The sequence below is a fragment of the Pyxidicoccus sp. M6 genome (genome assembly GCF_055568925.1).
In genome coordinates this window covers 3,307,506-3,328,354 of the sequence record NZ_CM145714.1, presented here as the reverse complement: position 1 = coordinate 3,328,354, position 20,849 = coordinate 3,307,506, and the positions used below count along the sequence as shown (strand labels likewise).

Here is a 20,849-nt window from a genome sequence, read left to right as displayed (position 1 = left end):
CTGTGACACCGGAAGCCGTCGCACGGCACTACGACACCATCACGCCGTTCTACGAAATCATCGGCAGCAGGAGCCTGCACTTCGGCCACTGGCCCCGAGGTGAGACCGGCGGCTCCTTTGGCGAGGCCCAGCAGCGCTTCACCGACCTGCTGATTCACCAGCTCGGGAGTGAGAAGGGCCAGCGCGTGCTCGACGTCGGGTGTGGACTGGGGGAGCCGGCGACGCGGCTCGCGCGGAGCACCGGATGCTGGGTGGAGGGAGTCACCATCAGTCCGCTGCAGGCCGCACAGGCCGAGCAGTGGGCGCGCCGCCATGACATGAGCGGACAGACGAAGTTCCACTGCGCCGATGCCATGGCGCTGCCCTTCCCGTCCGAGTCATTCGACGCCGCGTGGGCCGTCGAGTCGATGTTTCACATGCCCGACCACGCCGCCGTGCTGCGCGAAGTCGCGCGCGTTCTTCGTCCCGACGGACGGCTGCTCGTGGCCGACATCGTGCTCTCGGCCGATGCGACGCCACAGGACCGGAACTTCCTCCAGCATGCGTTCGTCGCCCGGAACTTCCTCACCGTTGACGCCTACCCGGAGCTCGTCGCCGACGCGGGCTTCGAGGTGGAGCAGCTCCTGGACGTGAGTGGGAGCGTCATGGCGACGTTCGACGCGGTGGCCGCCGCCATCCAGGAGAAAGAGGCGGAAGTGCGGCGTGTCTACGGCGAGGCGTTCCTTGTGGGCGTCAAGGACCAGTGGGCACGCATCAGCCAGAGCGCGTCGTGCTGCATGGGCTACATCGTGCTCACCGCGAAGCGCCGCTCCCCTGGGACGTGAAGTCGGCCTGGCGGACTCCACCTCATTCACAGAAGCGCTCCTCCTGCGTCTCTCCTTGAGCCCACCACAGGAGGCGCAAGCCGATGGCCGACTACACCATTGAGATGTCCGCATCGCTGGACGACGTGACCATGCAGCAGTTCACCAACATCTGCTCCTTTCTCAACGGGCAGTATGGAGGCAGCGAGGACGACACCTTCGAGCTCACCCGCGCGCCGAGCAAGCCCAGCCTGAGGAGCGTGAACAACGCCTTTGCCCGCGAGGGGCTGCGGATGACGTGCGTCAGCGTCACCTGACGCCAGCCCACCTGTCCCGGCACTCCTGTTGCCTCACGCCTCTCTGGAAAACTAGATTAAGCTCTAAATCTAGTTTTCGAGGTGCCAACAGGGAGGATGCGCATGAAGAGCCGGATGCTGGCGTTGTGTCTCACCGGGCTGCTGGGACAGGCGGGGTGTGGCAATCCCGAGAGCGAAGCCGCGGGCGAAGAGGCGGCCCTGGGCGAGTCCTCACGGGCCATCCGTGGAAACATCATCAGCTTCAATGGAGATGCGTACTCGGACCTGCTGTGGAGGGAACAGACCACGGGCAACATGGGCGCCTGGCTCATGAGCGGCCCCGTGTTGAGTGGAACCGCCACGCTGCCCGCCGTCTCGCCCTCGCTGATGGTGCAGGCCGCTTCCGACTTCGGCTCCACGACGACGCCCGACCTCGTGTACCACTCGACGACGACCGCGTCCGGGGAGGCCGTGCGCTTCCTCAGCAGCACCTTCTCCGTCCTCGGCATGGCCACCCTCTCGCCCCTGCTGCCCTCGCCGGACTGGTACGTCGCCGCGTCCGGTGACTTCAACCTGGACGGGAAGACGGACCTCGTGCTGCACCACCGCATCTCCGGTCAGTACTTCTACCGCTACCTGAATGGGACCACCGCGCTGGGCAACTCCCCCATCGCCTCCCGGCCGATGCCGTGGTTCATCGTGGGCGCGGCGGACATGAACGGGGACGGCAGGACGGACCTGCTCTGGCGCAACAAGAGCACGGGCCAGAATGAAATCACGCTGATGAACAACACCACCGTGCTCGGCACCGTCACCCTGCCCGTCCTGTCCCTGGCCTTCTATCTCGGCGCCACGGCGGACTACACGGGAGATGGCAACACCGACGTCGTCTGGCACAACCCGGGCACGGGACAGGTGCTGCTCTGGCGGATGGTCGGAACGAGCCTGTCGAGCACCAGCACCCTCGGCAACATGACGCCGGGTTGTCCGGCCTGGTTCTCCCAATCCACGCCTCCGCCCGCCACCTACGGCTGCTGGTACCTCGTGGGCCCGAGGTAGCAGCCGTGCCGGGGTCCAGGCCTTCAGCAGGCCATGCACCGCGGACGGAGCTCCTCGGAGAACCGTCCGCGGTGCGATGCCTTCAGCGGACTACGGAAGGGCGTCCAGGTACGCGCGGTGGCTGTTGGAGAACTCGTAGTTGGTGAACTTGTCCCAGTTGATGGACCAGGTCATCAGTCCCTTGAAGCCGGGGTAGCCCGAGGCCTTGCGCAGGACGTAGGTGCCGCCGAACGACTGGCCCTTGATGAGGTAGTCGAGCGCCTTCTGCACGTTGGCGGGAGTCGTGTACCCGCCACCCGCCGCCTGCGGCGAGGAGGGCAGGCCAATCACGACCTGCTCGGGGCGCAGCGCCGGGAACATCGCGCTGGTGTTGCCTCCCACGGGGAAGCCCTGCAGGAGCATCTCCGCCATGGCCACGTGGAAGTCCGGAGTGCTCTGCGCGTAGGCGCGGCCATCCAGCGCCATGACGGTCCCGGTGTTGTAGTGCTGCACGTGCAGGTACGTCAGCCGGTCGCGCAGCGCGTGGATGACCGGCAGGTAGGCGCCCCACGGCCCGCCGTAGGCGGCCATGCCTCCCTGCACATAGGCCGTCTCGGGCGCCATGGTGAGCATGAAGCCCGCGCCGTTGCGGTTCAGCAGGTCTCGCGTGGCCTGAATCAGGTTGATGATTCTCGGCGTGGTGGGGTTGCGGAAGTCGGTGTCACCGCCGTTGAGCGACAGCGAGCTGCCTTCCAGGTCCAGGTCCATTCCGTCAAAGCCATACGTGTCGATGAGCGACTGCATGCTGGTGACGAAGGTCTGCCGGGCGGTGGCGTCATCCAGGTGCACCGTTCCATTCGCGCCGCCGATGGAGATGAGGACCTTGCGGCCCTGGCTCTTGAGGTACGCGATGTCCGCCTTGAAGTCGGCGACCGTCGAGTTGTACGGCGTGAAGGTCATGTTGCTCGCGCTTCCCACCGGTTCGGCGAACGCGACCTGGATGACGTTGAACTTCGGGGAGACGTCGCGCAGCCGGATGTTGGTCGAGCCGTTGTCGAAGTTGTGCCAGTAGCCCACGATGACCTTGCTGCCCGAGGGCTGGGGCCCCGTCGTGGTCGCGGACACGCTGTTGCTCGCCGCCGAGCGGTTGCCGGCGGCGTCACGGGCCTTCACGGTGAAGGTGTACGTGGTGTTCGCCGCCAGGCCCGTCACGGTGACGCTCGTCGCGCCGGAGGTGGTCGCGGACGGCGCCGTGCCGGCGTTGACGAAGACCTCGTAGCCGGTGACGCCGACGTTGTCCGCCGAGGCGCCCCAGGACAGCGAGACGCTGTCCCAGGTCTTCGCGGGAGACGTGAGCTGCGAGGGCGCGGACGGCGGCTGCGTGTCCACGGGCGGAGGGCCCGAGCGCTCCAGCCACAGCGCCAGGACATTGGGCGGCTCCCAACCCGGCAGGGACGTGTGGGACTGGCGGCAGTCATAGGCCTTGCCCGCATAGGAGGCGATGTCCCCCACGCTGTAGGCCACATAGGGAGCCCACTCGCCACGGTCCGCGGCGGAAGCCCACGTGGGGAGCAGGGTCAGCAACAAGGCGGTAACGGCCAGGAGGGCGGTGGAGCCCGCCCGGAGCAGGTGACGAAGCGGCGGCATGCAGGTGCCTTTCAGGGACGGTGAGGTGCCGCGAAGAAAGAGCGACGCGGACCGCGTTTCGGGTCAACCGCACTCAATCGAAGTGAGGTGTCTCGCGGCCCTGGAGCTTTGCTGTCGCACTGGAGCCCCCTTCGTGGGTGCAGGTGCTCAACGTGTTTTTCCTGGTCTCCGTGCAAGAAACGCCGGCCACTCGCATCAAGGAGGGTGGAGGCCACGCACGATGCTCCAACCGTCCCGGCCGGGTGCAACACATCCGTTGCCGGGAGGGCCGCGGCATCGCGCATCCAGGCAGTGAAACAACTCCTGGATACATGAAACAGAGTCTTCAACAGGCGCCAGCAGGTCGGCATGAGGCCTTGTGTGCCCATGCCTGCCGGTCTCGGCAATCAACGAAGAGGATGCTCGACATGAATCCTGTCATGAAGCGCGACGCAGTCGTATGGAGGGGGGCGCTGCTGTGCCTCGCCCTGGTGGGCTGTGGTGGTGACACGGCCGGCAGCGGCACGCCGTCCATCCCGGAGCCACTTTCCGAGTCCGCACCCCCCGCGGCGGACCTCATGCCCGGCTCCGAGTCGGCAGCCGTCGCAGCCGCCCCGGAGGGATGGGAGACGGTGGCGAACCAGTATGCGTACTTCACGCTGGCCAGTCCGTCGACGGTCCGGTTCGGCGTGGGTGACACCTGGGTCACCAAGGAGCTGCCCGCGGGCCGCGTGTATTGCTTCTTCTATCCGGACCCCGCGCCCGGCAAGGCCAAGACGTGCCAGCGCAGCACGCTGACGGGCCCCGTGGGTGAGCCGGCGCTCAGCCCCGCGTGCGCCACGTTCTATCCCTCGGGCTTCGCGCTCACCAGCACCCGCCAGGCCGACGCGATTCCCACGTTGGCGAAACCCGCGAAGGGGGTGGCGGTCTCGGAGCCCACCTACAGGACGTGCCTCGTGCGCGCGACCGACCACACCGCTGACGGCCTGTCTGGCTTTGCCCGGAACGACTACTCGCGCCGTCAGGCCTTCAACGCGAACAGCACGAAGCAGCTCGTGTATGCCCTCGACGGGTCCTGGCATGTGTATGATGCCAACACCCGCGCGCGTCTGAAGAAGCTGTCGGGGCCGGGCGGGGATGCGGAGCCGCAATGGCACCCGACGAATCCGGACCTCCTGTACTACCTGCCCACCAATGGCGTCGGCATGAAGCTCCACGAGCTGAACGTGTCGACCGGTGCCACCCGCGTCGTGGGCGACTTCGGCGCGCGGTTGAAGGCCCGGTGGCCGGCATCGGCGGCGGCGTGGACGAAGTCGGAGGGCTCCCCCTCGGCGGACGGGCGCTACTGGTGCTTCATGGTCGACACGAGCAACTGGAGCAGCGTGGGCGTGTTCACCTGGGACCGCGATACGGACACCATCCTGGGCACGTATGACACGCAGGGAGAGCGTCCCGACCACGTGAGCATGTCCCCCAGCGGCAACTACTGCGTGGTGTCCGGCGACGGTCCGCGAGGCACGGCGGCATTCTCGAGGGACTTCAGCACGAAGACCCAGCTGCTCTCGAAGTCCGAGCACTCGGACCTCGCGCTGGACGCCAACGGCGACGACATCTACGTGGCCGTCGACTACCAGTCCAACGGGGGCGACGTGTTCATGCTCAACCTGCGCACGGGCGTGCGCACGGCATTGTTCCCGACGTACCTGAGCGGCACCGCGACGGCGCTGCACATCTCGGGCAAGGCGTTCGCGAAGCCCGGCTGGGTGCTGGTCAGCACGTATGCCGACTACGGCGGCGCGCAGCAGTGGCTGCACCGCAAGCTGCTGGCCGTGCAACTGAAGGCCAACCCGACGGTCTACACGCTGGCGCACCACCGCACCGCGTCCAACGGCTACTGGACCGAGCCGGTGGCCAGCGTCAACCGCGACTTCACGCGGGTGGCCTTCAACTCCAACTGGGGCAACGGCAGCGACACGGACGTCGAGACGTACGTGGTCGAAATCCCGGCGGGCGCGTTGAAGTGACGCCGTAGCACATTGACGGCTCGAGCACGGCTCCAATACCAACACTCCGATTGTCTTCAGACACCACCATGAGAGCTCTCATTCGCCAGGCAAACAGGCCGGTCTCTGCATTCGTCGTCGTCTTCCTGCTCGCCTGCTCCGGGAGCTCTCCTGGTGGAACGTCTGAGGAGCCAACGCCTCAAGAGCCGACGCCAGCGTCCAAGTCATTCCAACTGACGCTCACCCGCTCGGGTGACGGCACGGTGACTTCCAGCCCCGCGGGTGTGTCGTGCGGCACCACCTGCTCGGCCTCGTTCGCCAGCGGCACCGCCGTCACGCTGACCGCCGAGCCCACGGCGGGTTACAGCTTCGGCGGCTGGAACGGAGGTGGCTGCACCGGCAAGGCCGCATGCGCCACCACCGTCACCGCCGCCACCACCGTGCAGGCCGACTTCGCCCCCATGGCCGTCGCCGGAGCCCAGTACATCCCCCTGAGCCTCGCGGAGAGCCCGGCCGCGGCGAGAGTTCCCGTGCGCACGGGCATTCCCCTTCCGAAGGGGGCGCTGGCCAATATCTCCGCCATGCGGCTGGAGACAGGAGATGGCAGCCAGGAGGTGCCAGCCCAGTTCGACGCCATTGCTCGCTGGCCGGATGGCTCCATCAAGGTGGCCCTGCTGCACCTGGTGACCGACCTCGGCGCCGCACGCTCCTACCGCGTTGCCTACGGCACCGGCGTGGTTCGCGCCTCGCTGCCGCGCAACGTGGTCATCGGTGGCAGCCCGTCGACGGAGCTCACCGTCGATACCGGCCTGGCGAAGTTCACCGTCAGCAACAAGGGCGTCATCACCCGGCTCTGGCGCGATACCAGCGGCAACGGCGCATTCGAAGCCGGGGAGCAGCTCGTCGACGCTGGCGAGCTGTTCATGGTCAACGCCTACGACAACCTCGAGTACACGGCCTCGGCGGCCACCGACGCCGTCGTCACCGTGGAGGAGAGCGGACCGCTCCGAGCCGTCATCAAGGCCCAGGGTTCGCTCACCAACGCCAGCGGCGTGAAGCTGCTCAAGTACCTGGTCCGCTACTACGCGCACCAGGGCTCCGACAAGGTCGACCTGGAAGTCTCCATCATCGACGACCGCACCGAGGCCAACGTCGAGAGCACGCCCACGTCGTTTGCGATTGCCGCCAAGGCCATGGGCCTGCGCTGGCACTACCTCTCCGATGGCGCGGCCGACTACCGCTTCGGTGGGGAAGGCGGCGCGGCGCACGGCGCGAAGGTTTCTGGCGAGCACTACCTCCTGCAGAAGGGCCAGTTTCGCTTCGAGGACGGCCAGGACCTGGGCCACACCTTCAGCTACAGCGGCGTGGGCACGGGCAGCCGGGCCCCCGGCTGGGTGGCGCTGGACTCCGGCAGCCGTCACCTGGCGGTGATGGTCAGGGACTTCTGGCAACAGTTCCCGGGCGAGCTGAGCGTCAATGGCAATACCCTGACGGCCTCCCTGTTCCCGGCGCGTGGCGGCAGCGCCGAAACCACACAGCCGGTGTTGTCGGGCGTCACGTATCGCCGCGCGGAGAGCATGTACTTCGCGCGTCCGGGCGGCGCGAAGACCTACCAACTCCGCCTTGTCCTCAGCAACTCCCAGGGCACCACCAGCGCCCTCCATTCGCTGAACGACAGCTATCAGCGCCACCGCCTGGCGCTGACGGCCACCCCAGCCTGGTACGTCTCTTCAGGCGTCTTCGGCGACCTGAACGTCGGCACTCCGACCGGGGCCACCAAGGGCTACGACGCCTCACTGATGCAGGACATCTACGTGAGGAGCATCGAGCAGACCGACGGCAACGCCACCATGTTCGGCTGGCGCGACTTCGGCGACCGGCTGCGCGGGGGCTGGGCGTACGACGTCAATGGCGTGCACGTGCCCAGCTTCTACAATGACACACACGTCGGCGCGAACAACTTCTTCAAACAGTTCCTGCGCAGCGGGGACCCGCGCTGGTTCCAGTTGGCGGACCTCAGCACCCGCCACTTCATGGACTTCGACGTGTCCCATGGTCCTCGTGCTGGCTACTGGAGCACGGGCGGGCTGCCGCAGCCGGCGGGCGAGGTGCACGCCATCAACCATGAGAACGTGGACCACCAGGTTCGCAACCTGCACTGGGGCCACGCGCATGTGAGCGGCCTGAGCGACAACTACCTGCTCACTGGCGACAAGCGCTCGCTCGACGTGCTCACGGAGATTGCCAACTGGTGGAAGTTCGTGTCGCCGTACTTCTTCAAGCGCCCGTTCAAGGCGACGGACCTGTACCGCGAGGCCGAGCGTGACTTCTCCTGGCCTCTCTACGTGATGAACGAATACGTCCGGGTGACGGGCGATGCGGCGTACCACAAGGACGTGGCGGGCGGTCTCGTCAGCTACCTGATGGACTGGTTCAAGACGCCGCTCAACCACGTGGGCTACGACCCGGCCACGGGAGCCATCTCCAACACCGTGCTCGGGGTGAACGACGCCAGCAAGGGGACGGGCTACTGGACCATGACCAAGATGGACAACAACGGCGGGTACAACGCCACCGGCACCAACCCGTGGATGGCGGGCGCGCTCCTCGGGAACCTCATCCAGTTCCGCGAAGCCGACCTCCAGTTCTCCGCCGCGGGCAAGGCGTCAGGGGTGAGCCAGCCGGTGCTCACCGACATGCTGCTGCAGGGCCTGAACTACGTGGTGAAACATGGCTACGACAGCAGCAAGAAGTACTTCGTGTACTCGGAGGTGACTCGCGGCTACAGCGGCGGCGACAATCACATCATCTTCGCGCTGGCCTACCTGGACCGCTTGTACGCGCAGGAGCTCGCGGCGGGCCGCCTGGCCCATCCGGAGTGGTATGACACCCGGAGCTCGTGGGGCACCATCGCCACCCGCCGTTACGATGAGCTGCAGAACATGACGGTCGGGTCGAACACCCAGTCCTACGGCTTCTATGGCTACGAGATTGTCTATCCAGCCGACTTCTTCAAGGTGATGCAGGGCACGCTCGGCCGGTAGGGCGGTGGTGCCCCGGTCCATCACCCACTCCAAAGCGCGGGCACGGCCGCTCACGGTGGACGCATCCTCTTCCTTCACGCTGCTGTGGCTGATGCCGCGGCTGGCTGGCTTCCGTGCCGAGAGGCGCGGTGCCGAGGTGCGGAAAAGGCGGTGGCACGGCCGAGCGCACGCTTGGACGGCTCCTCTTCCCTACCCTCGCCTTCCCGCTGCCGACCGGAATCTCCGCCGATCTGGTCTGAATCCCCGCTCTCCCATCCATCGGGGGGGCGGACGCATCCTCGGTTCAACCGAACGCTTCCCGAAGGACTCCCGAGGACACGTCATGCATCACAAACACCCCGACCATTCCCACCACCATGTCGTGCCGGGTTTTGGCGCCGACCGCGCCGCCCACTACGACGCCCAGGCATCCATCAACGTCGCCGGCTTCTCGGCGGCGTACGAGCTTGGCGTCAGCGCGATGACCGCCCTGCTCGACGGCCAGGACTCGGCGTCCCTGCTCTACCTGGGACTGGGCACGGGCGCGGAGCTGGTGCCCTTTACCCGCTTCAACGTGCCGGGCTGGCGCTTCACGGGAGTGGACCCCTCCGGCGCCATGCTCGACGTCGCCCGCAAGCGCCTGGAGGCCGAGGGATTGCTCTCGCGCACGAACCTGCACGTGGGCGAGCTGCACACCCTGCCTGCCGGCCCTCTGTTCGACGGCGCGCAGATGATGGGCGTCCTCCACCATGTGGAGGGCGACGAGGCCCGCCTCGCGCTGCTGCGAGAGGTGACCCGGCGACTCAAGCCCGGAGCGCCCCTCGTCGTGGGCTGCCGCGTCGGCATGGACCCCGAGCTGATGAACGTGGAGCTGCGACGGCTGCGGGCGTACGGAATCTCCCCAGACGAGCTGGAGCATCGCCGCCAGCGCTTCGCGACGATGCGGCCCATCGAGTCCGATGCCGCCCTGTTCGCGATGTTCGCCCGCACCGGACTGGTAGCGCCGCGTCCGCTCTTCGTCTCGCTGCAGTTCAAGGTCTTCCTCGCGCGCTTCGAGCCCGGCGCCGCGAGTTGAGCCCCCAAGGCACGCTGCCGAGGCCCAGGCTCCGCCTACGCGGCCTGCTGGGGGCGGCGGAGCAGCAGCATGCCGGCCACCGCCACGAAGGCCATGGCGGACAGCGCGAGCGAGACGTGGGTATTGGTCACGCTCCCCAGCAGTCCCACCGTCACGCCGCTGAAGGCCCGCAGGCCGGAGGCCGACATGCTGTAGAGCCCCAGGACGCGGCCCCGGATGGTGTCCGGCGCATTCAACTGCACGAGCGCCTGGGTCATGCTGCTGAAGGACAGCTCGAGGAACCCGGCCACGAACAGCACGCAGATGGCCGCCGGGTACCAGCGCATGAACGAGAACACGAAGAGCGAGCATCCCCACAGGAACGCAATCTTCAGCGCCGAGGGCGCCGTCATCGGCAGCCACGTCCCTCGCGTCTCGAGCAGGACGCCCGCGAGCAGCGCACCGGCCGCGTCCGCGCCGAGGAGGAGCGTATAGGTCAGGCCGGGGTCTCCATGGCCCAGGTCATGAGCGAAGCCCGGCATCTGCGCCTGGTAGCTGTTGCCGATGAAGAAGGAGGCCGCTCCCGCCAGCAACACCATGGCCGCGACCACGGGAATCCCTCGCACGTCGCCGATGGTCTGCACGATGTCGGCGAGGCCCCGGACGGCCCGCTTGGGGCCCGTCCGCGTCCCGCGGAAGTGCCGGCCAAAGGGCGCGCTCACCAGCCACAGCAGCAGGGGCAGATAGAACATCGTGTTGACGAAGATGCCCCGCGTCGGCCCGAGCGTCTGCATGATGATGCTGCCCACGCCGGGGCCCACCAGCACGCCGAGGTAACGGGCCGTCGCGTTCAGGCGCACCGCGCTGGCCAGGTGGGCCGGGCCCACGATGTCGTAGAGCAGCATCTGGCTGGAGGTGCTCCAGAGGACTCCCGCGCAGCCGTGGAGCGTGAGGAGCACCATCGCGTGCCACATCTGCAAGGAGTCCGTGACGAAGAAGTAGCCCCACCCCACGGAGGCGCCAATGAAGAGCACCATGCCGGCCTGGATGAGGCGCCGGGAGTCGAACCTGTCATTGAGCGCCCCCACCGGCACCGAGAACATCAGGAAGGGCAGCCAGTGGGACACCACCGCGAACCCGCCCAGCGCCGCCGAGTGGAACTTCTGGAACGCCACCCAGTAGCTGATCACGTGCTCGATGTTGTCGGCCATCATCGCCAACATGAACGTGACGAGGAAGGTCCGGTAACCAGCGATGCGAAGCGCGCTGGCTTCAGCGGGGGCGGCGGCCACGGTGGAAGTCATGGGTGTTCACGCACGGGGTAGTGAGAGACGTACATTACCGCGCCGGTCGGGCGGATTCAGGGCCGCCTGGTCCGCCGTCTGTCGTGGACGCCGCCACCCGTGCGAGGGGCTCACTCCCCCGGTGTGAGCGCGAAGGCTCCCAGGTCATACGGCGCGCCCCGCCGGTCGTTGCCCTCGTGGTCGAAGTCCACCACGCCCTCCAGCGACACGCCCGTGCCCACCGCGGGTGACGCCGGCAGCAGGCGGTAGTTCCGGGCCGCCGCGTCGACGAAGCCCGCGGACTCCACCTGCTTGCTGAGCAGGTTGTAGGCGCCATTCAGCGAGGTGACACACGACACGTCGTTGCCGTTGGCGCCATACACCGTGGGAGCGCCGGCGATGATGTTGTTGGCGAAGAGGACCTTCTTGTGGAGGTTGCAGTAGAAGAAGAGCCCCTCGACGCTCGAGCCCACCACCGTGTTGTTGTAGTAGGCGACGTCCGGCAGCGTCAGCTCCAGGTTGACGTCGGTGTTCCGCAGGAACTGCGTCCCCGAGCGGGCCCCGATGATGACGTTGTTCGTCACCACCGAGTCCCCCATGCCCATGAAGGCGATGCCCACCGTGATGTTCGGCTGCGTCGCCTCAATCCAGTTCGCGTCCACCACGCCGCGGCTGCCGGGATTCACGGTGATGCCTCCTGAGTGGGACCGGTCCGCGTTCAGCCCGTAGTCCTTGATGACGTTGTTGCGAATCGTCATGCCCTGCAGCGCGCCGCCCACCTGGATGCCGTCGTTGCCGATTCGCTCCACGAGGTTGTCCACCACCTCGACGCCAATCACGTCGGCTTCAATCTGCCGGTTGCCATTGCCGCAGTCGAAGCCAGGGGTGTAGCCCGGCGACGCCTTCCACCCATGGTGGGACGGGCCGATGTACATGCCCTCGTACCGGGTGTCATGGACCCAGGTGTCGTGGATGCGCGTGTTGTACTGGGCCCAGGTGCCACGCCGATACGTACCGCTGCACGTGGGATAGGTGCGGAAGGCGATGCCCACGCCACCCAGGCGATTCCCCCGGACCTCCACGTGGTCGATTTCCACGTCGGACGTCCCCTCCCTCAAATCCACGTGAGCCTGTTCTCCGCCCGAGGTCCCCGCCACCAGCCCGTAGAAGTGCGCCGCGCTCCCCGTCCCCGTGAAGCGCAGGTAACGGCTCGCCCCTCCGATGTAGACGGGAATGCCAGTGGTCGAGTTGAAGACGGCCTGACCGCCACAGTTGGTGATGACCGCGGGTTGGGTGGCCGAGCCCACCACGCCGTAGAGGCCGAGGCTCGAATACGTCCCCGCCCGGATGCACAGCGTCTTCCCCGCGTAGTACCCCGGCCGGCTCTGCTCGTTCACCCAGATGGAGCCCGCGCCGTTGCCGATGATTTCCGAGCAACCTCCCGGCGCAACCACACAGGCCAGGCCCTGGGCCGATGCCGCGGGAGCGTATCCGACGGAGAGGGACAACCCGACCGCGACCACGGCCACGAGGATGCGCGAGCGAGTAATCATGATTCTCATGATTTGACGGCCACTTGTGTTCTCATGTCCATCAGATACAGATGCAACAGAGTGATTGTTTCAGGGTGCGTGTATCGATTTTTCCCTCCTGTCACGACATGAGCCCCGGAACACCTTCGCGAAAACGAACGGGCCCGGTGTAGGGACACACCGGGCCCGAGGTCATTTCACGGCGGAGACTTCAGCCGCCGAGCGCCACGTTCTCCAGCACGCCCAGCGCGTCGGGGACGAGCACGGCGGCGGAGTAATACGTGCTCACCAGGTACTGGGTGATGGCCTGGTCGCTGACGGCCATGCGCTTCACCGTGAGGCTCGGCTCCACCTCTTCGGGGACACCGGCGTTGTGCAGGCCGACGACGCCCTGGTCGTCCGCCCCGATGCGCATGGCAATGATGGCGGTGGTGTTCTCCCGGCTGATGGGAAGCTTGTCGCACGGGAGGATGGGCACGCCGCGCCACGCCTGCAGCTTCTGCCCCTGCACGTCCACCACCGTCGGGTAGAGGCCGCGCTTGTTGCACTCCCGGCCGAACGCCGCGATGGCGCGCGGGTGGGCCAGGAAGTAGCGCGTCTTGCGGCGGCGCGACACCAGCTCGTCCATGTCGTCGGGCGTCGGCGGGCCGGAGCGGGTGTTGATGCGCTGCTTGAGGTCCGCGTTGTGCAGCAGGCCGAACTCCGGGTTGTTGATGAGCTCGTGCTCCTTGCGCTCCTTCAGCGCCTCGATGGTGAGCCGCAGCTGTTCCTGCGTCTGGTTCATCGGGTCGTTGAAGATGTCGGAGACGCGGGTGTGCACGCGCAGGATGGTCTGCGCCACGCTCAGCTCGTACTCGCGCGGCTTCAGCTCGTAGTCCACGAAGCCGCCGGGGATGACCGGCTCGCCGTGGTGGCCCGCGGTCAACGGGATGGCCGCCTGCCCCGTCTTGTCCTGGGGCTTCTTCAGGTTCGCCCGGTAGCGCTCCACGTGCGCCTTCAGCGTCGGCGACTGGAGGATGCGGGCCTCGAACGCCGCCTGCGGCAGCGCCATCACCGTGCAGGCCGTGACGGCCTTGACGGTGAAGGGCCACACGTCGTTCGACTCCACCACCGCCTGGTCGCCGAAGTGGTCGCCGTCCGCCAGCGTGTCCAGCACGACGGGGTCGCCGTACTTGCCCGCGGTCAGCTTCTGCGCCTTGCCGTGCGCGAGGAGGAACACGTGCTCGGCGGGCTTGCCCGCCTCCACGATGGTGTCCCCCGGCTTGTAGTGCTGCTGGGTGAAGAGGGTGGCCAGGGTGCGGATGAGCAGGTCATCGACGTCCTCGAAGCCCCGCAGCAGGGGCAGCTTGAGCAGCTCCTGGGGGATGACCTCCACCTTGACGCCGATGTTGCTGAAGTTCAGGCGGTCGTCGCCCACCAGGTACGTCAACCGCCGGTTGACGCGGTACGTGCCACCCGACACCTGCACCCACGGCAGCACGCGCAGGAGCCACCGGGGCGTGATGCCCTGCATCATCGGCTGCGTCTTGGTGGTCGTCGCGAGCTGGCGGGCCCCGGCCGTGCTCAGGCTGGTGCCCTCGTGCGCGGCCATCTCCTTGTCTGGATTCGCCATGAATGAATCTCCCGATTCCGTGAGGACGTGGGACTACGAGCGGCCCAGCTCCACGCTCTCCAGGATGCCCAGAGCGTCCGGCGTGAGGACCGCCGTGGAGAAGTACGTGGTGACCAGGTAGCTCATGATGGCCTTCTCGTTGATGCCCATGAACCGGACGTTGAGGCTGGGCTCGATTTCATCCGGGATGCCCGCCTGGTGCAGGCCGACCACGCCCTGGTTCTTCTCTCCCACGCGCATCAGCATGATGGAGGTGGTGCGCGACTCGCTGATGGGAATCTTGTTGCAGGTGAAGATGGGGATGCCACGCCACGCGGGCAGCATGTTCCCATTCACGTCGATGCTGGTGGGGTAGATGCCGCGCTTGTTGCACTCCTGGCCGAACGCGGCGATGGCGCGCGGGTGGGCCAGGAAGAACGACGGCTCCTTCCACACGGTGGCCAAGAGCTCGTCCATGTCGTCCGGCGTCGGCGCGCCGGAGCGGGTGTGGATGCGCTGCTTGAGGTCCGCGTTGTGCAGCAGGCCGTACTCGCGGTTGTTGACGAGCTCGTGCTCCTTGCGCTCCTTCATCGCCTCGAGGGTCAGCCGCAGCTGCTGCTGGGTCTGGTTCATCGGGTCGTTGAAGAGGTCCGCGACGCGCGTGTGGATTTGCAGGACGGTCTGGATGACGGACAGCTCGTACTCGCGGGGGTGCGTCTCATAGTCCACGTAGGTGCCGGGCAGCACGGGCTCGCCGTGGTGGCCGGCGGCCAGCTCGATGGCCTTCTGGCCGGTGGTGTCCTGCTTCAATCTGGAGCGGGCCTTGAAGTCCTCGATGTGCTTCTGGAGGGACGGCACCTGCGCCACCACTTCCTCGAAGGCGGACTGCTGGAGGATGAGCGCGATGACGGGCGTCACGGCCTTGGCGGTGAACTGCCAGTAGTCCTGCGACTCCAGCAGCGCCTGGTAGCTGTAGTGGTCGCCGTCCGCCAGCGTGTCCAGCACCAGCGGCTCACCGTACTTGCCGGTGCCGATGCGGTTCACCTTGCCGTGGGCGATGAGGACGATGGAGTCCGCCTCCTTGCCGGCCTCGGTGATGACGTCACCGGCCTTGTACTCCTTCTGCACGAAGCGGTTGGCCAGCGCGGTCAGCGCCTCCACGTCCTCGTACCCGCGCAGCAGGGGCAGCTCGCCCAGCTCCTGGGGGATGACCTGCACCTTGGCGCCGGTGCTGGTGAAGGTGACGCGGCCGTCACCCACCGCGAAGGTCAGGCGGCGGTTGACGCGGTACGTGCCGCCGGACACCTGCACCCATGGCAGCAGCTTGAGCAGCCACCGCGAGGAGATGCCCTGCATCTGCGGCTCGGTCTTGGTCGTCGTCGCCAGTTGGCGGGCCGCCTGGGTTCCGAGGCTCAGGTTGTTGTCGTCGAGCTTCTTCGTGTCATTGGACATGGGTCACCCTTCGGATTGAGGAATCAGGAAAACTCGCGCACTGCCGTTGGAGCTCAGGACCTGCCGCCGCGGAACAGCTCGGCGACGCGCGTCGCGGACATGCCCAGGCCGGAGAGGTTGCCGGTCCTGAGCCTGGGGGTCGCCGAGGCGATGAGCTCGGGCTCCTTGTAGCGGTCCACCGCCGCGTGCCACCGGGGGATGCCCGCCATCCACTGCTGGAGCTGCTCCACGTACTTGTTCAGCTTCTCCTGCGCCTTCGTATCCAGGCCGAAGGTGCGGATGACCACCGGCAGCTCCGTGGCCACCAGGTGCTCGAACTGCTTCATGCGCGCGGTCATCAAGTCGTTGACCACGAGCACCGCCGCGTCCTTGTCCAGGTCCAGGAAGCGCTGGGCCACGAGCACGCAGTTGTTGAGCTCGCCCTCGAACTCGATTTCCTTCTGGTAGGAGAAGATGTCGTTGACGAAGCAGGAGTAGTCCGACGCGCAGTTCTCCAGCCCGCGCAGCGTGCGGGTGTTGAAGACGTCCTCCGGCACGGCGTCCCCCTTGGAGAGCCGCGACAGGCTCATGGTGAGGTCGGAGCCGAACGTCTTGCGGCGCATCTCCACGTAGTCCACGGGGTCCGGCACGCGGTTGAGAATCTGGTTGTTCAACTCCCAGACCCAGCTCTCCGTCATGTCCTGGACGGCCTTGCGGAACAGCATGCGGCCACGCGGGGTGAGCGGGCCGGCCGTGCGCTTCCACAGGTCCGCCAGGCCCGCCTCCACCGGGTTGGTGGGCACCGCCGGGTTGGGGGCCTCCACGTCGTCCGGCATGAACTGCGTGAGGCGGGCGTTGAACACCTTCGCGCCCGGCATGTCGCGCGTGTAGCCGTAGAGCGCGGGGAAGTAGTCGTCGGCGTAGGTGCCCCACACGAGCCAGCACGCCGTGAGGTCCAGTTGCTCCGGCGTCGCGTCCGGGTGGATGAGTGCGCCGCAGAGGGCCACGTCCGCCACGTCGAACCTGTGGTCGTCCCAGATGTAGAGCCCCACGCCGGGCAGCACGTCCAGCATGCCCATGCGGCGCGCCCAGTCCTTGGAGTTCCTGCGCGCGCGCGCCAGGTGGGGGCTCAGGTACGTGCTGTACGGCATGTAGAACTCCGGCAGCTTCACCGGGCCCACGTGCTGGCGGGGGACGTGGCTGAAGGACTTCACGCGGGGCCCGAGGCCCAGCGCGCCGGCTGTCAGCGGCACGCGCAGGGCGGAGGTGCCCAGGCCCCCCGGCAGCGGAATGGACAGCTCCGCGCGGCGCTCCGTGTTCTTGTTCATGTAGCGGTTGGAGCGCATGTGCCACTCATGGCCGCCGGACTGCCAGTCCTGGAGGCCGCGCAGGTACGTGAGCACCTGGCCCTGCTCCACCGGGGTGAGTCCGTACTCGGCGAAGAGCCAGGGCAGCTCCGTGGCGGCGGTGTTCTCGAACTGCTGGAGCCGGGACGTCAGCAAATCGTTGACCAGGTCGGCCGCGCGCTGGGTGTCGCAGTCGAGGAACTTCTCCACCACCAGCACGCCGTTGGAGAGCTCGCCCTCCTCCAGGATTTCGCGCTCGTAGGAGAACAAGTCGTTACGCAGGTGGACCGCGTCGGAGAACGTGTCCTTGAAGACGCGCATGGGCCGGCTCTTCACGACGCGGGCGGGAATCTCCGCGGCGACGGCGTGCTCCACCAGGTCCGACGACCAGGGCGCGCCGCCGACCTTGCGGCGCATCTCGATGTACTCGATGGGGTTGGCGATGCGCGCTTCGCGGATGTTGACGATTTCCCACATCGACTCGTCGAGCAGGTGCCGGGTGTTCTCGAAGAAGCGCCGGCGCCAGTCCATGGACATGGTGGGCACGGTGCGCTTCCACAAATCCCAGAGCCCGCGCTCCACCGCGTTGGTGGGCTCCGGCGGCGGGGCCATGTCCAGCGGCATGAACAGCGGCAGCCGGTCCAGGTACGCCTGGCCGCCCGCGACGTCGCGCGGATGCTTGTAGACCTCCAGGAAGTGGTCGTCGAAGTAGAAGACCCAGACGTACCAGTCCGTGATGAGGTCCAGCTCCGGGCCGGGCGCCTCCGGGTGCGTGTAGGAACAGAGCAGCGCGTAGTCCATGCCGTCGAAGCGGCGCTCGGACCAGATTTCGCGGTCCGTCCCGTCGCGCGGCGGGCCCAGGATGCCCATCTCGTACGCCCACGCCTTGGTGTGGACGCGCGCCGCTTCGAGGTTCGGATTCAGGCGCGCCGGCCAGGGGACGTAGAACTCCGGTAGCCGGAAGGGTTGCTGCTGCCGCGCCTTGGACATGCGTGCTCCTCGTCGAGTCCGGGGGCTTGTACTGTCATTCAGTCGTCAGCTCCACGATTGACTGGGTAATCAGTCAAGACTGTTTAGTCTGAGAAATTAAGAAATCACAGTTTCCGCCGCCGAGAGCCAGCGCCCCGGGGCGAACGCATCGCGTGAAAGGCGACGACAGGAGTGACCGGGGAGCAGCGGTTGTCTCGCACCGTGCCGGCACCCAGGTTTGCGCAATGAGCCAGTGCCCTGGCTTTTCTCGGGAGGGCGTGCCCATGGCGAGTGCGGTGCCTGCTTACGCGCAGTGGTCTCATCTGGAGCGTCGGATTCGCGCGCTCGTCCCCGAGTCCTTCGACGCTTCAGGCCGGGTGCTCAACCTCATCGAAGGCACCTGGGGCCACGAAGGAAAGGGCAAGCCCTACCTGTCACCGGTGGACGGCACCGTGCTCGGGCGCCTGCCCATGGTGGATGCCAACACCGCGCGGACCGCCGTGAGCGCCGCCGCGAAGGAGGCCCGGGCGTGGGCCCGGGAAGAGCTCGACGTCCGCCGGGAGCGCGTCTCGCGGTGCGTGGCCCTGTTGCGTGAGCAGCGCGAGTTGCTGGCCCTCATCCTGGCCTGGGAGATTGGCAAGCCCGTGCCACAGGCGCGCGTCAGCGTGGACCGCTGTATCAGCGGCGTGGAGTGGTACGTCTCCCAAATCGAGCCGATGGTGGATGGCCGCCGGCCGCTGGGACTCATCTCCAACATCGCCTCCTGGAACTACCCGCTGTCCGTGCTGGTCCATGCGGTGCTGGTCCAGGTCCTCGCGGGCAACAGCGCCATCGCGAAGACGCCCACGGATGGGGGCCTCTATTCGCTGACGCTCTGCATGGCGCTCGCGCGCCGCTGTGGACTGCCCGTCTCGCTCATCAGCGGCTCCGGTGGGCAGCTCAGCGACGCGCTGGTGCGCCATCCGGAAATCGCCTGTCTGTCCTTCGTGGGTGGCAAGGCGAACGGGCGTGACATCGCCGCCAGCCTGTATGACCGCAACAAGCGCTACATGCTGGAGATGGAGGGGGTGAACGCCTACGGCATCTGGCACTTCAGCGACTGGGAGGCGCTGGCGAGGCAGCTCAAGAAGGGCTTCGAGTACGGCAAGCAGCGCTGCACGGCCTACCCGCGCTTCGTGGTGGAGCGTGGCCTCATGCCGCGCTTCCTGGAGGCGTACCTGCCCGTCGTCTCGGCGCTGAAGGTGGGGCATCCCCTGCTTGCTGAGTCGCCCGACGGAGCGCCTCCCGCGCTCGACTTCGGACCGCTCATCAACAGCCAGAAGGTGGAGGAGCTGCACGGGTTGATGAGCGAGGCGGAGGGGCGCGGCGCCGTGCCCCTCTTCGCCGGGCGCCTGGAGCCGGAGCGCTTCCTTCCGGAGCAGGACGTGTCCGCGTACCTGGCCCCGCACGCGCTGCTGCACGTGCCACGCAACTGCAAGCTGTACCATGGCGAGCCCTTCGGCCCCGTGGACACGCTGGTGGTGGTGGACAGCGAGGAGGAGCTCGTCGCCGAGATGAACGTGTCCAACGGCGCGCTGGTGGCCTCCATCGCCTGTGACGAGCCGGAGACGTGCCACCGCATCGCGGGCGAGCTGCGGGCCTTCAAGGTCGGGCACGGCGTGCAGCGCTCGCGCGGGGACCGGGAAGAGGTGTTCGGCGGCATTGGCGGCTCGTGGAAGGGCTGCTTCGTGGGCGGACCGTTGCTGGTCCAGGCCGTCACGGAAGGCGCCCCGAACGAGCGGCTGCACGGCAACTTCCACGACTACACCCAGCTTCCGGACACCCGCTGACGCGGCGTGGCTGGCACGGCGGATGCCCTGGTGTCGGAACGTCGCCTGGCTCCTTCCCCCGAGGGCCCCATGAAGCTCCGCTCGAAGCCCGCGGCCCCGAAGCCCGCCGAGCTCCAGGCCGGCAAGAATCAGCTCAAGCCGGCGGACTACGGCGTGGTGCAGCCGGACCTGCCGGGCATCCGGACGCGCCGGGCGTCAGGATGCCGGAGGCCGCGTCCTGGAGGCCGTGCCCTGCCCCTGGCGGCCGAGCAGCCGTGCGATGAGCGCGGTGCGGGACTGAACGCCGAAGCGCCGGTAGATGGACTTCGTGTAGTGATTCACGGTGAATCGGCTGATACCGAGCCGGGCAGCAATCTGCTTGTCGGCGAAACCGTGCAGGAGCAACTCCAGCGTCTGGCGTTCGCGCGGCGTGAGCAGCACGTCCCGAGCGTCATCCTCCGTGGGCGCCGGCAGACTGAGCATGGCCCCGCATTCGGCGTGGAAGAGGTGCAGGAGCTCACGGTCCGCTTCATCGAAGGGGCGCCCGCTTCGCCCACGGTAGATGCCGATGCCCTGCGCCACGCCCGGCACATCGGCCCACCGAATCGAATACACCGAGTCGTCGAGCTGGCTCGGGCGCAGGTAGTGCTCGACGTAGGGTGAGCCGTACCAGCCCCGGTCTCCGACGAGCACTCGCCGCACCTCCGTGACGACGGCACCTGGCTCCGGGCGCTGCTCCATCAGCGCGCGGATGCCAGGGTTGGAGGCACTGCCCATCTTCCGGAGCGCCTCGAGCGCGGGCCGCGCGGTGTCGTCCCAGCCCTCCAGGACGACGTCCGTGAAGTCTCCGCGCCCTCCCGGTCTGAAGTCACATTCCAGGACGCAGGCCCCCGCTTCGGCGCCCAGGATGCGGCACATGCCGGAGAGCAGATGCCGTGAGCGCGCCTTCGCTGGCAGCTCATGCGCCTCGTTGAGCAGACGAACCCATGCACGAACCTGCGAGCTTCGAAGGTTTCCTCCTGCCATCGGGACCTCCAGAATCGGCA

At 67.3% G+C, this 20,849-nt stretch carries 14 protein-coding genes; 7 read left to right on the top strand and 7 right to left on the bottom strand.

The annotated features are described in order from the left end of the window. Nucleotides 1-2 precede the first annotated feature (2 nt). The 3 genes from ACVTJA_RS13925 to ACVTJA_RS13915 all read left to right on the top strand — a co-directional run bounded on the left by ACVTJA_RS13925 (nt 3) and on the right by ACVTJA_RS13915 (nt 2,158). Nucleotides 3-824 carry an SAM-dependent methyltransferase gene (locus ACVTJA_RS13925; protein ID WP_465836845.1) on the top strand — a complete coding sequence of 274 codons (822 nt, stop codon included), beginning with the start codon at nt 3-5 and terminating at the stop codon, nt 822-824. An 83-nt stretch (nt 825-907) separates the two neighbouring features. Continuing rightward, nucleotides 908-1,120 carry a hypothetical protein gene (locus tag ACVTJA_RS13920; protein ID WP_465836844.1) on the top strand — a complete coding sequence of 71 codons (213 nt, stop codon included), beginning with the start codon at nt 908-910 and terminating at the stop codon, nt 1,118-1,120. Nucleotides 1,121-1,222: 102 nt separating this feature from the next. Beyond that, a complete protein-coding gene (locus tag ACVTJA_RS13915; protein WP_465836843.1) occupies nt 1,223-2,158 on the top strand; it encodes an FG-GAP repeat domain-containing protein in 936 nt (311 codons plus the stop codon). 90 nt (nt 2,159-2,248) lie between these two features. On the opposite strand, the gene ACVTJA_RS13910 is transcribed toward ACVTJA_RS13915, so the two are convergent. After that, a complete protein-coding gene (locus ACVTJA_RS13910; protein WP_465836842.1) occupies nt 2,249-3,784 on the bottom strand; it encodes a chitinase in 1,536 nt (511 codons plus the stop codon). A 407-nt stretch (nt 3,785-4,191) separates the two neighbouring features. On the opposite strand from ACVTJA_RS13910, the gene ACVTJA_RS13905 reads away from it, so the two are divergent. The 3 genes from ACVTJA_RS13905 (at nt 4,192) to ACVTJA_RS13895 (ending at nt 9,864) form a co-directional block, all read left to right on the top strand. Beyond that, nucleotides 4,192-5,787 (top strand): TolB-like translocation protein, encoded by a 1,596-nt coding sequence (locus tag ACVTJA_RS13905; RefSeq protein WP_465836841.1) that lies wholly within the window; start codon nt 4,192-4,194, stop codon nt 5,785-5,787. A gap of 242 nt (nt 5,788-6,029) precedes the next feature. Continuing rightward, nucleotides 6,030-8,810, top strand: a complete 2,781-nt coding sequence (locus ACVTJA_RS13900) for an exo-rhamnogalacturonan lyase family protein (RefSeq protein ID WP_465836840.1) — start codon at nt 6,030-6,032, stop codon at nt 8,808-8,810. 322 nt (nt 8,811-9,132) lie between these two features. Next, a complete protein-coding gene (locus ACVTJA_RS13895; protein WP_465836839.1) occupies nt 9,133-9,864 on the top strand; it encodes a class I SAM-dependent methyltransferase in 732 nt (243 codons plus the stop codon). A gap of 35 nt (nt 9,865-9,899) precedes the next feature. Here the strand turns inward: ACVTJA_RS13895 and ACVTJA_RS13890 are convergent, their stop codons facing one another. From ACVTJA_RS13890 to ACVTJA_RS13870, 5 genes are all read right to left on the bottom strand, one after another. Continuing rightward, complete coding sequence (locus ACVTJA_RS13890) at nt 9,900-11,147, bottom strand: MFS transporter (RefSeq protein WP_465836838.1); 1,248 nt, start codon at nt 11,145-11,147, stop codon at nt 9,900-9,902. Nucleotides 11,148-11,257: 110 nt separating this feature from the next. Then, the gene (locus ACVTJA_RS13885) at nt 11,258-12,679 is read right to left on the bottom strand and encodes a right-handed parallel beta-helix repeat-containing protein (protein ID WP_465836837.1); all 1,422 of its coding nucleotides are present in this window, start codon (nt 12,677-12,679) and stop codon (nt 11,258-11,260) included. Nucleotides 12,680-12,869: 190 nt separating this feature from the next. Further along, the gene (locus ACVTJA_RS13880) at nt 12,870-14,270 is read right to left on the bottom strand and encodes a family 2B encapsulin nanocompartment shell protein (RefSeq protein ID WP_465836836.1); all 1,401 of its coding nucleotides are present in this window, start codon (nt 14,268-14,270) and stop codon (nt 12,870-12,872) included. A 33-nt stretch (nt 14,271-14,303) separates the two neighbouring features. Next, the gene (locus tag ACVTJA_RS13875) at nt 14,304-15,701 is read right to left on the bottom strand and encodes a family 2B encapsulin nanocompartment shell protein (RefSeq protein WP_465836835.1); all 1,398 of its coding nucleotides are present in this window, start codon (nt 15,699-15,701) and stop codon (nt 14,304-14,306) included. 53 nt (nt 15,702-15,754) lie between these two features. Beyond that, nucleotides 15,755-18,016 (bottom strand): family 2 encapsulin nanocompartment cargo protein terpene cyclase, encoded by a 2,262-nt coding sequence (locus tag ACVTJA_RS13870; RefSeq protein ID WP_465836834.1) that lies wholly within the window; start codon nt 18,014-18,016, stop codon nt 15,755-15,757. Nucleotides 18,017-18,279: 263 nt separating this feature from the next. Between ACVTJA_RS13870 and ACVTJA_RS13865 the strand changes: the two genes are divergently transcribed. Then, nucleotides 18,280-19,824 carry an aldehyde dehydrogenase family protein gene (locus ACVTJA_RS13865; protein ID WP_465836833.1) on the top strand — a complete coding sequence of 515 codons (1,545 nt, stop codon included), beginning with the start codon at nt 18,280-18,282 and terminating at the stop codon, nt 19,822-19,824. A 195-nt stretch (nt 19,825-20,019) separates the two neighbouring features. Here the strand turns inward: ACVTJA_RS13865 and ACVTJA_RS13860 are convergent, their stop codons facing one another. Beyond that, on the bottom strand, nt 20,020-20,829 hold the full coding sequence (locus ACVTJA_RS13860) for a response regulator transcription factor (protein WP_465836832.1): 810 nt from the start codon (nt 20,827-20,829) through the stop codon (nt 20,020-20,022). Nucleotides 20,830-20,849: the final 20 nt, after the last annotated feature.